Origin of the sequence: Salmonella sp. SAL04214, assembly GCF_046550615.1 — a bacterium.
GTDB classification, from domain to species: Bacteria; Pseudomonadota; Gammaproteobacteria; order Enterobacterales; family Enterobacteriaceae; genus Salmonella; species Salmonella enterica.
In genome coordinates this window covers 28,054-41,452 of sequence record NZ_JBGDXT010000014.1, presented here as the reverse complement: position 1 = coordinate 41,452, position 13,399 = coordinate 28,054, and the positions used below count along the sequence as shown (strand labels likewise).

Annotated in this window: 9 protein-coding genes and 1 pseudogene; 4 read left to right on the top strand and 6 right to left on the bottom strand. The window is 51.4% G+C overall.

Going from position 1 to position 13,399, the window contains the following annotated elements:
* Positions 1-17: 17 nt before the first annotated feature.
* Both cytR and priA read right to left on the bottom strand, forming a co-directional pair.
* The gene (gene cytR / locus ACLJQD_RS20135; protein ID WP_000841337.1) at positions 18-1,043 is read right to left on the bottom strand and encodes a DNA-binding transcriptional regulator CytR; all 1,026 of its coding nucleotides are present in this window, start codon (positions 1,041-1,043) and stop codon (positions 18-20) included.
* Positions 1,044-1,197: 154 nt separating this feature from the next.
* A complete protein-coding gene (gene priA, locus ACLJQD_RS20130; RefSeq protein WP_017441862.1) occupies positions 1,198-3,396 on the bottom strand; it encodes a primosomal protein N' in 2,199 nt (732 codons plus the stop codon).
* 203 nt (positions 3,397-3,599) lie between these two features.
* Between priA and rpmE the strand changes: the two genes are divergently transcribed.
* The gene (gene rpmE, locus ACLJQD_RS20125) at positions 3,600-3,812 is read left to right on the top strand and encodes a 50S ribosomal protein L31 (protein ID WP_000715284.1); all 213 of its coding nucleotides are present in this window, start codon (positions 3,600-3,602) and stop codon (positions 3,810-3,812) included.
* Positions 3,813-4,091: 279 nt separating this feature from the next.
* Positions 4,092-4,205: pseudogene (locus ACLJQD_RS20120) on the top strand (hypothetical protein); the annotation flags it as partial.
* A gap of 602 nt (positions 4,206-4,807) precedes the next feature.
* Here ACLJQD_RS20120 and ACLJQD_RS20115 read toward each other — a convergent pair.
* Both ACLJQD_RS20115 and metJ read right to left on the bottom strand, forming a co-directional pair.
* A complete protein-coding gene (locus ACLJQD_RS20115) occupies positions 4,808-6,598 on the bottom strand; it encodes an aryl-sulfate sulfotransferase (protein WP_000899639.1) in 1,791 nt (596 codons plus the stop codon).
* A gap of 456 nt (positions 6,599-7,054) precedes the next feature.
* The gene (gene metJ, locus ACLJQD_RS20110) at positions 7,055-7,372 is read right to left on the bottom strand and encodes a met regulon transcriptional regulator MetJ (protein WP_000852811.1); all 318 of its coding nucleotides are present in this window, start codon (positions 7,370-7,372) and stop codon (positions 7,055-7,057) included.
* A 264-nt stretch (positions 7,373-7,636) separates the two neighbouring features.
* On the opposite strand from metJ, the gene metB reads away from it, so the two are divergent.
* Both metB and metL read left to right on the top strand, forming a co-directional pair.
* A complete protein-coding gene (gene metB, locus ACLJQD_RS20105; protein ID WP_000197213.1) occupies positions 7,637-8,797 on the top strand; it encodes a cystathionine gamma-synthase in 1,161 nt (386 codons plus the stop codon).
* 2 nt (positions 8,798-8,799) lie between these two features.
* On the top strand, positions 8,800-11,232 hold the full coding sequence (metL, locus tag ACLJQD_RS20100; protein ID WP_000110811.1) for a bifunctional aspartate kinase/homoserine dehydrogenase II: 2,433 nt from the start codon (positions 8,800-8,802) through the stop codon (positions 11,230-11,232).
* Between the two features lie 125 nt (positions 11,233-11,357).
* Here the strand turns inward: metL and mscS are convergent, their stop codons facing one another.
* Together mscS and ACLJQD_RS20090 are read right to left on the bottom strand one after the other, a co-directional pair.
* Complete coding sequence (mscS, locus tag ACLJQD_RS20095) at positions 11,358-12,215, bottom strand: small-conductance mechanosensitive channel MscS (RefSeq protein WP_000398251.1); 858 nt, start codon at positions 12,213-12,215, stop codon at positions 11,358-11,360.
* A gap of 2 nt (positions 12,216-12,217) precedes the next feature.
* Positions 12,218-13,216, bottom strand: a complete 999-nt coding sequence (locus ACLJQD_RS20090) for a hypothetical protein (RefSeq protein ID WP_017441861.1) — start codon at positions 13,214-13,216, stop codon at positions 12,218-12,220.
* Positions 13,217-13,399: the final 183 nt, after the last annotated feature.

Genomic DNA, 13,399 nt, shown 5'->3' with positions numbered 1-13,399 from the left:
TCTTAAAGCTATTTACTTTAGGGTAAAGCGCGCGTAGAACCGCGAATAATCAGCTCGCAATCCATTAAACGCGAGCCGCTGCTCACATTTTGCCCCTGCATCTGATCGAGCAACAGCAGCATCGCCTCGCGACCAATGTCAAAACGCGGCTGCGCCACGGTTGTCAACGGAGGGTCGCAAAACTCGGCTAGCGCGATATTGTCAAAGCCGATAATCGACAGATCGTCAGGCACTTTCAGACCCTGGCGCTTGGCCCAGGAGAGGGCGCCCAGCGCCATTACGTCGCTATGACAAAAGACGGCGGTAGGCGGCAACGGTTGCTCAAGCAACTGCTTTAATGCGTTTGCCCCGGCTTCAAAGGTAAAGTCGCCACGGGCGATGTAATGCGGATCGACCACAATGCCACTGCGTCTTAATGCCTGTACGTAACCTTGTAAGCGATAGTGACAGAGCGGCATATCTTCCGGCCCCGCAATACAACCAATCCGCTTGTGGCCCAAATCCAACAGGTAGTTCATGGCATTGAACGCGGCGGTCAGGTTATCGATATGTACCGTCGGCAGTTCAAGCTCCGGCGCAAACTCATTCGACATCACCATCGGAGGCAAATTGCGCTGCTCCTCAACGCTGGCGTCAAAGGGCAGTCGGGAACTGAGAAGTACCATGCCGTCGATCTGTTTGGTGATGATGAGATTAAGAAAGGTTTTTTCTTTCTGGTTTTGATGGGCGCAATCGCCAATCAGCACCAGATACCCCTGTTCTGCCGCGGTCACTTCGATACCGCGGATAATTTCACTGAAGAAGGGATCGCAAATATCCGGGACAATCACCAGAATCGTACGGGATTCATTGCGTTTTACATTTCGCCCCATCGACTGCGGGAAATAACCCACTTCAAGCGCGGCCTGTTCAACCCGGCTACGGGTCGACTGGGAGACTTTATCGGGGTTCATTAACGCGCGGGATACGGTTGCCGTAGAGACTTTCGCCTTCAACGCAACATCCTTCATCGTAGCGGCAGTAACCTGCTTGTTCGATTTCACTCTTTCTCCTCGCCTGGGAACTGCTGGCGCAGATCTATCCCTGGTAACACTCATCGAAAACATTTTTATCAGATAGTGCGTGGAAGCGGTTACAGAATTTTCATAAAAAGTGTGATGGATCTTTAATTTTACGATCCGCCTCGCATCGTGAGGACTATCCTTCAATCGGATCGACGTCCAGAACCCATTTAACTTTCCGCGCTTCCGGGAGCGTATTGATCAACGCCAGCGTGCCGCTGATGATGTGTTGCAGGCGAATCCGTGAAGGATGCTGAAGTAAAATTTGCCAGCGATAGCGGCCGCCGCGTTTTGGCGCGAGGGCCGGAACCGGACCTAAGATCCACAGCTTATCGTCTGATAGCGGGCTGGCCTGAATCAGATTACGCAACTGTTGGAGAAAGACGGGCGCCTGCTGATTGTTATGATCCTCTGCGCGAATAATGACGTGGCTGGTCCACGGCGGAAGCTGGAGCGTTTGCCGTTCCGCCAGCGCCTGCTCCGCAAACGCATCATAGCCTTTATACAGTAACGTTTGCAGCAGGGGATGCTCAGGATGGTGCGTTTGGAGCACCACTTCGCCCTGTTTGCCCGCGCGCCCGGCGCGGCCGGAAACCTGAGTGTAGAGCTGGGCGAAGCGTTCCGCCGAACGAAAATCTGCGGAAAAAAGCGCGCCATCGACATCCAGCAACGCCACCAGCGTGACATCCGGAAAGTGATGGCCTTTCGCCAGCATTTGTGTGCCTATCAGGATGCGTGCTCCGCCGCGGTGAACTTCCGCCAGATGCTGCTCCAGCGCGCCTTTACGACTGGTGGTATCACGGTCGATTCGTGAGATCGGCACGCCGGGGAAGAAGGGCGCCAGCACCTGCTCCAGCTGTTCCGTCCCTAACCCAACCGGTAACATATGTGTGGAGCCGCAGGAGGGGCACTGACGCGGTACCGGACGCTGGCTGTCGCAGTGATGACAGCGTAAATGATGCTGCGCCTGGTGCAGCGTGTAGTAGTGATCACAACGCGGGCACTCCGCAATCCAGCCGCAGTCGTGGCAAAGCAGCGCGGGCGCGAATCCCCGGCGGTTAAGAAATAAAATTACCTGATTGTCGGCCTGGAGATGTTGGCGCATACGGGCGATAAGGGCGGGCGCCAGTCCCGCCTGAAGACGCTGTCCTTTTAAATCCAGCACATGCTGCAGGGCTGGACGGGCATTGCCTGCGCGCCGCGTCAGACGCAGCATCCGGTATTTTTTCTGCCGCACGTTGCATAGCGTTTCCAGGGCTGGGGTGGCGGAGCCGAGAATAATCGGGATCTGCTCGCTATGGGCGCGATACACAGCCAAATCGCGGGCATGGTAGCGCCACCCTTCCTGCTGTTTATAAGAGCTGTCGTGCTCTTCGTCGATGACAATTACGCCAAGATTTTTAAACGGCGTAAACAGCGAGGAGCGCGTGCCGATGACAATCGCCGCTTCGCCGTTTTTCGCTTTCAGCCATGCCGAAAGACGCTCGCTGTCGTTTAGCCCGGAATGCAGCACTTCCACCGGCGCGTTAAAACGTTCGCGAAAACGGGCGATCGTTTGCGGCGTCAGGCCGATTTCCGGCACCATCACCAGCGCCTGTTTGCCCTGGGCGAGGACGTTTTCCAGCACGCTCAGATACACTTCGGTCTTGCCGGAACCGGTTACGCCTGCCAGCAACCAGGCGGAGAAACCGTCCGACGCGCTGTGAATCGCGCCGACTGCTGTCGCCTGTTCGGTATTCAGCCGCAGGCGCTCTCCTGCGACGGCGTAATGCTCCCGCCAGTCGGTAAACGCGGGCGTTTCACTGGCAAGCTCACAAAGCCCCTTACGCCGCAGCGTTTGCAGCGTGGCGTCAGTAAAATCAAGCTCGGCTACCTGATAGCGCCAGATCTTTCCTTGCCGCAGCGCCGCCAGCGCCTGTTGTTGTTTGGCGGAGCGTTTCAGGCTGTTGATGTCGACGGCTTGCCCCTCTTCGGTGGCGAACCAATACCATAGGGGCGCGTTGCTGGCTGGTTTTCCCTGACGCAGTAAAACCGGCAGAGCGTGAAACAGAACGTCGCCGAGGGGATGGTGGTAGTAATCCGCCGCCCAGAGGAGTAAGCGCCAGATGGAGGGAGAAAAGATTGGCTCGTTATCCAGGATTTCAATGACCGATTTTAATTCATCGAGCGGCAATTCGCTGTGGTCGCTAACCGAGACGACAATGCCCACGCGCTCTTGCTGCTTGCCGAACGGCACGCGCACGCGGCACCCGGCTTTGGCGATCCCGCCTTCCGGCAGCAGGTAATCAAAGGTTCGGGGAAGCGGAACGGGCAAGGCAACGTGCGCGACGGACATAGCATCTTCCTGACTTGAAATTTCGTCGGGTAGTATACACATTACGATAAGGGAGCGCGGATCAGTTTGCATACGGTGGTCAAATTCTGTATGATTCGCCGCCTTTGGTGCGTGTTGTGAGCATCAAACCCTTTACTATTAACTTCGCGTGGTGTCTGGCGTTAGGGCTGGAAGAGCGACGCGGCCTTACACTGAGGTTCCCCATGAAAAAAGGTATTCACCCGAATTACGTAGAAATTACTGCAACCTGTTCTTGCGGTAATGTTATCAAAACCCACTCTACCGTGGGTCACGACCTGAACCTGGACGTGTGCGGCAAATGCCACCCGTTCTTCACTGGTAAGCAGCGTGTTGTTGATACCGGTGGTCGTGTTGAGCGCTTCAACAAGCGCTTCAGCATCCCTGGCAGCAAATAAGTTACCGCCAGAAAAAAAAGCGCCGCAGGGCGCTTTTTTGTTATGGATGACCCGTCCTGAATAATAACGTTGACACATTTTATTTATATACAAAGGAAGATATGTCAATCTATTCCAGAACTAGCCAGTGGTAATAACGGTGCTTATTACTCGAACAACCTTTCTCGCCCGCCGATCTTGATATATTCCTAAAATTCACCGTACAACCATTTTTGATCTTTTGTATACCACCTGTTCCTTGTAGGGTTTTGCGCAACTATAACTCATAAGGATATAACAATAAGCGGAAAACCGGCGGCGCGTCAGGGTGACATGACCCCGGTGGGCGGTCCGATAGTCCAGGGGGCAGCGGGTGTGCTGATTGGCGCGCCGACGGACGTGGCCTGTTCGGTGTAGTCCTCTCTGAATATATAGGAGATAAATCAGAGGAGATTTTTGATACAGAGGAGACGAAAAAATGAAAGGAATAATTAAATTCATACTATTGTATTTTTATGTGTACTTTTCATTTTTCCTTATGTGTTTTGTGGGAGAATGGATTCTAAGAGGTATCTATTATTTCAGATTTTCGACATGGCCAAAAATTGATTTTAATATTAATGATATTTTTGCTCCTGTTTTCTTTTATGCCACTGGCGCATGGTTGCTATGCGTTGTTTATAGAATAAATGGATGGGATACAGGACGAAAGAAAAAGAAATAATTTATTTTAAAGTGAGTTATTAATTACACAATTTTAAAATAAAATCTGGAGAAGAAATTATCTTGAGAGCGTTCAGAATTATGTGTCACGTTAAAAATGCTACAGCGGCATCACATTCTTCAGTCGTCCTTCAACATACATGGCTAACTGCGACAATGTCAAATTCTGACCTTCCGGCTGAAGAAACGGGTGGTCGATCTGAGACTGGATAAGGCGAATGTCATAACTACAATACGTTTTAACTATTCAGGCGGAAGTTAGCTTCCGCCTGTTTTACTTTTACTATCTCGCTTTATTTTTTAAACATCTGCTCTGGATCGATAATCAGCGCCCGATAACCCAGCATACCGGCACGGTTACTGTGTACTTTTAGCTCCAGCATCACATCCTGAGTACCGTCTTTGACTTCATCCAGAACGGAAACGATCGGTTTTGTACCGCTCATTCCCGCTGTAGCCGAGTACATGAACATCGTTTTGGTTTCCGGGCGATATTCCGTGACGGAAGTAATGGCGCTGTACCAGTCAAAACCGCGCTCTTTACCATATTCCCACATTTGGGAAACCGTCATATTTTTTTCGTCAATTTGATATTCCACGCCGCGGGAATATTTCATTGATGGCATGGCCGGTTGTTCCATGCCGCGCGCATCGCCGTTATCAAAGGCGGTCACGACGGTTTTACCTCCGGTGCTTTTGGATGGCACTAACCAACCGGTATGTTGTGTCCATGTCCAGTCAAATCCACCGTCGCAGTGGTGCGCTTCGCAGGTTAGTGGTTTACCGTTGCTGTCTACGGGTTTCAGCACTTTTTTCGCCAGTTCGCCTTTCCAGCCGGATGGATCGGAAAGTATCCATTTCACTTTTTTATCGCGACCAATTTTGATGATGGCAGACTGGTGGCGCGAGCTAATGATAATGCTGTCGTCGCGAGGATCGTAGCTGACGGAGTTAACATGCGCCCAGTTGCGGCCCGGGCCGGAACCCGCGATATCGCCGAAGGGTTGTTTTGCAAGCTGCTCTTTGGTCATGACCTGACCGGAGTGTTCGGCATCGACGCTCAAACATACCGCTCCCTGATCCATCGCCAGAATAACGTCGTCACGATAGGGGTCGAGGATTTTTGGCAGATCCCAGTAATCGACGGTATCGCCGTTCTGGTCAACTTCAAGAATATGATCACGCACCGTATTGATGGTGTATTTACCATTTAATGGATAATTTTCTTTTGCGACACGCAGCAGGTAGGTGCCTTTCGGCGTTTCGGTAATGGCGTGCGAAAAATCAATAAATCCTTTTGGCAGTCGTTTATCGGAAATAACGCGGCCTAAGAAATCATATTTAAAGTAACGTTGACCCTGGCCAAAAATAAGATTGCCATCGTTAACCTGATGGAAGCTCATCATGGAACCAAAACGCGTTATATCATCCTGGTTACGGAATTTATCAATATTCATATAGCCGCGAACATCGCCATTCGTATCGCTAATCCAGTTGATACCGGTATAATCCCAGTTCGCCGCGCCGCCTGCGACATGCATAATGTGGCCGGCTCTTGGCATCCCTGTTATATGGTTAAAAAGATATAAGCGATTTTTAAGCGAGCTATCGACTTTAACCGGTTCTACTGTAGGAAGAACGGCAGTTTGCCCGGTAGTAGAGGGTAATGATACCGGTGCGGCGTAAATGGACCACGTATAAGTTTGTTTTTTACCTTCTTCAGTCCAGTCAACTTTAACCTTATTGACATAATCTGGATACAAGCCAAATACAGGTATGCCGTCATGGGTATTTATAGCCTGCGGGCCGACATCATAACTGATCGGGATGCCTTTTTCCCCTTTCCCTAAAACGGTAACCTTCACGTCCTGTACATTATGATTGGCTTTATTAATGATTGCTGTTAATGGGAAAACGCCGCCGTAGGGAGCGACATCGACCATACCTAATGGCCCTTCATGTACTGGAATGACATCTGCTGATGCGACCATTGGCCTGTTTGGGTCTAAAACGCCTGAGGCCAAAACGCTGCCGCTCAAACACAGGCAGCATAATACAGGTAAGACTTTCCTTGTAAATAACATATTTATTTCCCCATTCGATATTATCGATAAAATGAATGTATATTAACCTTCTTATTTATCGGAGATGAAAAAACATTTAAAAAAGTAAAACAATCCGCGGAGGGGAATAATGATGTTGGTCACAAATATGAGGTGTCCATGGTCTTTTTAACAATACTCATCGTTATACTATTTGTTCAGTAAATATATGGCGGTGTATTATTATTCATGTACGCTTTGCTACGTGAAACTTTAAATAAAGATTGGAAGTTTAAATATAATAAAATTATATCGGTTATGGCATGTCGGGAATTTTTTTCAGGAAAATAACGAAGAGAGACTTATCATGTCTGACAAATTTATCCACCGAGGGCTATTCGGGAAGATGAACGGTTAGAAAAATGTCGGAGATAGCCGTGTACAGGGGGAATCGTTAAAAAAGCGCGGCCAGAGGCGTTCTGACCGCATGCTTTGCTATCAGTATTCCCACGTTTCCGGGTCAATCCCCATCTCACGCATGATCTCTTTTGCCGCTTCCGGGATTTCATCGCTGCGCTCTTTTCGCAGATCGGCATCATCCGGCAAGGGTTGCCCGGTAAAGGCGTGCAGAAATGCTTCACACAACAGCTCGCTGTTGGTGGCGTGGCGCAGGTTGTTCACCTGACGACGCGTACGTTCATCGGTGAGGATTTTTAACACCTTCAGAGGAATGGAAACCGTAATTTTTTTGACTTGCTCACTCTTCTTACCGTGCTCAGCGTATGGGCTGATATATTCGCCGCTCCATTCAGCCATGAGATACTTAATCCTCTTCGTCATTAATATTGAGGTCTGAACCTGAGCCCGGACCATAATCGCGCGTAGTTTACCGTAGTGGCGCGGCCCTGACACGAAGTTAGCGGTCGCAGATGTGCGCTAATGCATATAATTTTAACGGCTATTTGCGGTTTGCTCAATCTATACGCAAAGAAGTTTAGATGTCCAGATGTATTGACGTCTATTGTGGTAGTGGTTAATCTGTGGCCTGACTTTCACCGACTCAGCCAGGAATATCTTCATATGACGCGTAAACAGGCCACTATCGCAGTGCGTAGCGGATTAAACGACGACGAGCAATACGGCTGCGTTGTGCCGCCAATCCATCTCTCCAGTACCTATAACTTTACCGGTTTCAATGAGCCGCGCGCGCATGATTATTCCCGCCGCGGTAATCCCACGCGTGATGTTGTTCAGCGCGCATTAGCGGAACTGGAAGGCGGCGCGGGCGCGGTATTGACGAATACCGGCATGTCGGCGATTCATCTGGTCACCACCGTTTTCCTCAAGCCGGGCGATCTGCTGGTCGCGCCGCATGATTGCTACGGCGGCAGTTATCGTCTGTTTGACAGTCTGGCGACACGCGGCTGTTATCGTGTGCGGTTTGTCGATCAGGGCGATGAACGCGCCTTACAGGCGGCGCTGGAAGAAAAACCGAAGCTGGTACTGGTAGAAAGTCCAAGTAATCCATTGTTACGCGTGGTGGATATTGCGAAAATCTGTCGGCTGGCGCGCGAGGCGGGCGCAGTGAGCGTCGTTGATAACACGTTTTTAAGCCCGGCGCTGCAAAATCCGCTGGCGTTGGGTGCCGATCTGGTGTTGCATTCATGCACGAAATATCTCAACGGTCATTCGGATGTCGTGGCCGGCGTGGTGATTGCTAAAGATCCGGAAATGGTCACTGAACTGGCGTGGTGGGCGAATAATATTGGCGTGACCGGCGGGGCGTTTGATAGCTATCTGCTGCTGCGCGGTTTGCGAACTCTGGTGCCGCGTATGGAGCTGGCGCAGCGCAACGCGCAGGCGATTGTGAAATATCTGCAAACCCAGCCGTTGGTGAAAAAACTGTATCACCCGTCGCTGCCGGAAAATCAGGGGCATGAAATTGCCGCGCGCCAGCAAAAAGGCTTTGGCGCAATGTTGAGTTTTGAACTGGATGGGGATGAGGAGACGCTGCGTCGTTTTCTGGGCGGGCTGTCGCTGTTTACGCTGGCGGAATCTTTAGGGGGAGTGGAAAGTTTGATCTCTCACGCCGCCACCATGACGCATGCCGGTATGTCGCCGCAGGCGCGTGCCGCCGCCGGGATCTCCGAAACGCTACTGCGTATCTCCACCGGTATTGAAGATGGCGAAGATTTAATTGCCGACCTGGAAAATGGCTTCCGGGCTGCAAACAAGGGGTAAACATGAGTGTGATTGCGCAGGCAGGGGCGAAAGGTCGTCAACTGCATAAATTTGGCGGCAGTAGTCTGGCGGATGTGAAGTGTTACCTGCGTGTCGCAGGCATTATGGCGGAGTATTCGCAGCCTGACGATATGATGGTAGTGTCCGCCGCAGGCAGTACCACCAACCAGTTGATTAGCTGGCTCAAGTTAAGCCAGACCGATCGCCTTTCTGCGCATCAGGTATTACAGACGTTACGCCGCTACCAGTGCGATCTGATTAGCGGGCTGCTTCCCGCCGACGCGGCAGATGACTTAACCAGCGCTTTTATCAGCGATCTGGAACGTCTTGCCGCCTTGCTCGACGGCGGCGTAACGGATGCCGTCTATGCCGAGATCGTCGGACACGGCGAAATTTGGTCGGCGAGATTGATGTCCGCCGTCCTGAATCAGCAGGGGCTGGATGCCGCCTGGCTGGACGCGCGCGCATTTTTACGCGCCGAACGCGCCGCACAGCCGCAGGTTGATGAAGGGCTATCTTATCCTTTATTGCAACAGCTACTGGCGCAGCATCCTGGCAAACGTCTGGTCGTGACCGGCTTTATCAGCCGCAATCACGACGGCGAAACGGTCCTGTTAGGCCGGAACGGTTCCGACTATTCCGCCACGCAAATCGGCGCGCTGGCGGGCGTTTCCCGCGTGACCATCTGGAGCGATGTCGCGGGCGTTTATAGCGCCGACCCGCGCAAAGTGAAAGATGCCTGCCTGCTGCCGTTGCTGCGTCTGGACGAAGCCAGCGAGCTGGCGCGTCTGGCGGCGCCTGTTCTGCACGCCCGCACGCTACAGCCAGTGTCCGGCAGCGATATCGATTTGCAGTTGCGCTGTAGCTACACGCCGGATCAAGGGTCAACCCGAATTGAACGAGTGCTGGCTTCCGGGACGGGCGCGCGTATCGTGACCAGTCACGATGATATCTGTCTGATTGAGTTTCAGGTGCCCGCCAGCCAGGATTTCAGGCTGGCGCACAAAGAGCTCGACCAAATTTTAAAACGGGCGCAGGCGCGTCCGCTGGCGGTGGGCGTGCATCGCGATCGCCAGCTATTACAGTTCTGCTATACCGCCGAGGTAGCGGATAGCGTACTGAAACTCCTCGACGATGTCGGGCTGCCGGGCGAATTGCGCCTGCGGCAGGGGCTGGCGCTGGTGGCGATGGTCGGTGCGGGCGTCACTCGCAATCCGCTACACTGCCATCGCTTCTGGCAGCAGTTGAAAGGTCAGCCAGTGGAGTTTACCTGGCAGTCGGAGGAGGGCATCAGTCTGGTGGCGGTGCTGCGTACCGGCCCGACTGAGAGCCTGATTCAGGGGCTGCACCAGTCTGTTTTCCGCGCCGAAAAACGCATTGGCCTGATGCTGTTCGGTAAGGGGAACATCGGCTCCCGTTGGCTGGAACTATTTGCCCGTGAACAAAGCACGCTTTCCGCGCGTACTGGTTTTGAATTTGTGCTGGCGGGCGTGGTGGATAGCCGCCGTAGCCTGCTGAATTATGAAGGGCTGGATGCCAGCCGCGCGCTGGCATTCTTTGATGATGAAGCCGTTGAGCAGGACGAAGAGTCGCTATTCCTGTGGATGCGTGCGCATCCGTATGATGATTTAGTGGTGCTGGATGTGACAGCAAGCGAGCAACTGGCCGATCAGTATCTGGATTTCGCCAGCCACGGTTTTCATGTGATTAGCGCCAATAAACTGGCGGGCGCAAGCGCCAGCGATAAGTATCGCCAGATTCATGACGCGTTTGAAAAAACCGGGCGTTACTGGCTGTATAACGCCACCGTGGGCGCGGGGTTGCCGATCAACCACACGGTGCGGGATTTGATTGACAGCGGCGATACGATTCTCTCGATCAGCGGGATCTTCTCCGGGACGCTATCCTGGCTGTTCCTGCAATTTGACGGCACGGTGCCGTTTACCGATCTGGTGGATCAGGCCTGGCAGCAGGGGCTGACGGAACCCGATCCGCGCGTCGATCTTTCCGGAAAAGATGTCATGCGTAAGCTGGTGATTCTGGCGCGCGAGGCGGGATACGACATCGAGCCGGATCAGGTGCGTGTAGAATCGTTGGTGCCGGCGCACTGTGAAGAAGGGTCTATCGATCACTTTTTCGAAAACGGCGACGCGCTGAATGAACAGATGGTGCAGCGTCTGGAGGCAGCCCGCGAACTGGGGCTGGTGTTGCGTTACGTGGCGCGTTTCGACGCCAATGGCAAAGCGCGCGTCGGCGTTGAAGCGGTGCGTCCGGAGCATCCGCTGGCGGCGCTGCTGCCGTGCGATAATGTCTTTGCTATTGAAAGCCGCTGGTATCGCGATAACCCGCTGGTGATCCGTGGGCCGGGCGCGGGTCGCGATGTGACCGCCGGGGCGATTCAGTCGGATATCAACCGCCTGGCGCAGTTGCTGTAATAAAGGCAAGTTCGTGAGCGAAGCGCCGGGTTGCGCTTCGCTCCCTCATCAATACGTTTCAATACGTTATGCAGTCATTCTGTAGATACTGATATACGAAGCGCTATCCGATTGCTGACGAAACATTATGGCGTGATGCTTTTTACATTCTCAACCCGGACATCCATCCGGGGGTAAGGAATATTGATGCCGTTTTCATCCATCGCTTCCTTGATATTTTCCAGAAGATCGTAGTAAGTACTCCAGTACTGAGCGTTGGGCACCCATACGCGAACATAGAAATTCAGGCTAGAGGGCGCAAGTTCGCCCAGGCGGACCGTAATATCGCGGGTTTTATCAATGCGATGATCTTGTTCAATAATACGATGTATCACGCTTTTTACGTCAGCAATACGGCTTTGGTAATCCACGCCAATAATCAGATCAATACGTCGATAGGGGTGTCGTGAATAGTTGATAATATTATCAGCAATAATTTTACCATTCGGGATGACAACTTCTTTGCTATCCGCAGTGAGCAGAGTGGTGGAGAAAATATGGACCTTTTCTACTGTGCCGATAACCAGGCCAATTTGTACAATTTCCCCGGCGCGGAAAGGGCGCAGGGAGACAAGCAGTACGCCTGCGGCAAAGTTGGAAAGTGACCCTTGCAGCGCCAGACCAATGGCTAAACCCGCCGCACCGATAACGGCAATAATTGAGGAGGTTTCTATACCGACACGGCCAAGAGCGGCTACTGCCGTGAAAGCTATCGTGATGTAGCGAACCAGCGCGGAGAAAAAGTGGACAATAGTGGCATCCACTTGCCGCCTGAGAAGTAATTTTTCCAGCCCCCTCGATAGTAAGCGAGCTATTAACTTACCGATGAAAAGTAGAATGATGGCGGCAACAACATTCCAGCCAAAATGAATTACCGAGTCACTGTGCTCGGCCATCCATTTGATCGCGCCTTTAATTTTTGGAAATAACTCAAAACCTTCCATGTTTATCCTCTGTCAGCAGTATCCGCGGTATTAGCAGTAATAAAACGGTTCATTTTTGCCTGGATAATCGCCGCGCCGACGGGTGGCAGCAGTAACGCCCAGAATAGTGTCCAGCCGGTTCGTATTCCGCCATCTTCTTTTTTATTCGCCAGCAGAGCGCGGATTTCGTCGCTAAGCGTCAGACACAATATGGCTGTGCCAAACGGCATAATGGCTGACAGCCATCCCGCGCCACATGCGGTCATGAGTCGGGGCGAAGGCGCCACAAATTGCATTTCCCGGTGAATTCTGAAGAACCAATAAATAATATAAAATGGAATGAAAAAGGCCAATAATGCGACGACAAGGGGTTCTGCGCACTCAGGTCGCTGGGTTGATGAGAACCTTTTGGGCGGTGCAATATAGAAAAGTTCTTTTTTGAGCGGTAATAGTAGCAAAAGCGCGATAACCGCTAAAGTAATTACGATTATTCCTATATAAGGAATTGAGTATATAAATATAGACAGATAGCCAGCGATGATAAATTTGAACAGTAAGCAGAGGCTAAATAAAATAACAAATGTCTGAGCACTGCCGATAGCGCTGAAAAGCAGCATGGGGACTAACAGCGTTACGATCCCCATACCCAGATTAATTAAAAACTGCGCTATGATAAGCCTGACTACGTCAGACGGGCCATTTATGCAGAAGGAACAGACCACGCTAATGATTAACAGGAGCGCAACAAAGTAGAAGGGGTAACAATTTTTTATACGGCAGACAAACCAGCTGGCAACCATACCCAGGAGGTATCCCAGTTGGCCGCCAACGAGAATGGCGCCAATACGATTGGCTGGAATAGACAGAGATTTACTCCAAAAATAAACACCATACGACGATCCCAGCGAACTGATAAAAGAGAGCACCAAAAAGAAAAAAGTGATCCCCCAGAATCGATAGCTACTCAGGAGATCGGCGCAGGTCCATTTTTTATCTGACATTGACGGTAAAGTAATTTCCATATTTATCCCTTGTTTTCCATAGAAAATAAGAATGTATAGAACTATTTAAATTGATAATAAATATTGATTATGTGAATAACGTTTATAGCCGATTTTAACTTAAAACGAAGGGCCATTTTATCAAATAGTTCTATTCTTTTTCAGCGTATAAAAGCAGGATGTGAGGTGATTAAATCTATAGCG

What these genes read in the sequence shown, in the direction of transcription:
- priA (WP_017441862.1), bottom strand. Translation starts at nt 3,396, where the DNA reads ATGTCCGTCGCGCACGTTGCCTTGCCCGTTCCGCTTCCCCGAACCTTT.
- rpmE (WP_000715284.1), top strand. Translation starts at nt 3,600, where the DNA reads ATGAAAAAAGGTATTCACCCGAATTACGTAGAAATTACTGCAACCTGT.
- ACLJQD_RS20115 (WP_000899639.1), bottom strand. Translation starts at nt 6,598, where the DNA reads ATGTTATTTACAAGGAAAGTCTTACCTGTATTATGCTGCCTGTGTTTG.
- metJ (WP_000852811.1), bottom strand. Translation starts at nt 7,372, where the DNA reads ATGGCTGAATGGAGCGGCGAATATATCAGCCCATACGCTGAGCACGGT.
- metB (WP_000197213.1), top strand. Translation starts at nt 7,637, where the DNA reads ATGACGCGTAAACAGGCCACTATCGCAGTGCGTAGCGGATTAAACGAC.
- metL (WP_000110811.1), top strand. Translation starts at nt 8,800, where the DNA reads ATGAGTGTGATTGCGCAGGCAGGGGCGAAAGGTCGTCAACTGCATAAA.
- mscS (WP_000398251.1), bottom strand. Translation starts at nt 12,215, where the DNA reads ATGGAAGGTTTTGAGTTATTTCCAAAAATTAAAGGCGCGATCAAATGG.
- ACLJQD_RS20090 (WP_017441861.1), bottom strand. Translation starts at nt 13,216, where the DNA reads ATGGAAATTACTTTACCGTCAATGTCAGATAAAAAATGGACCTGCGCC.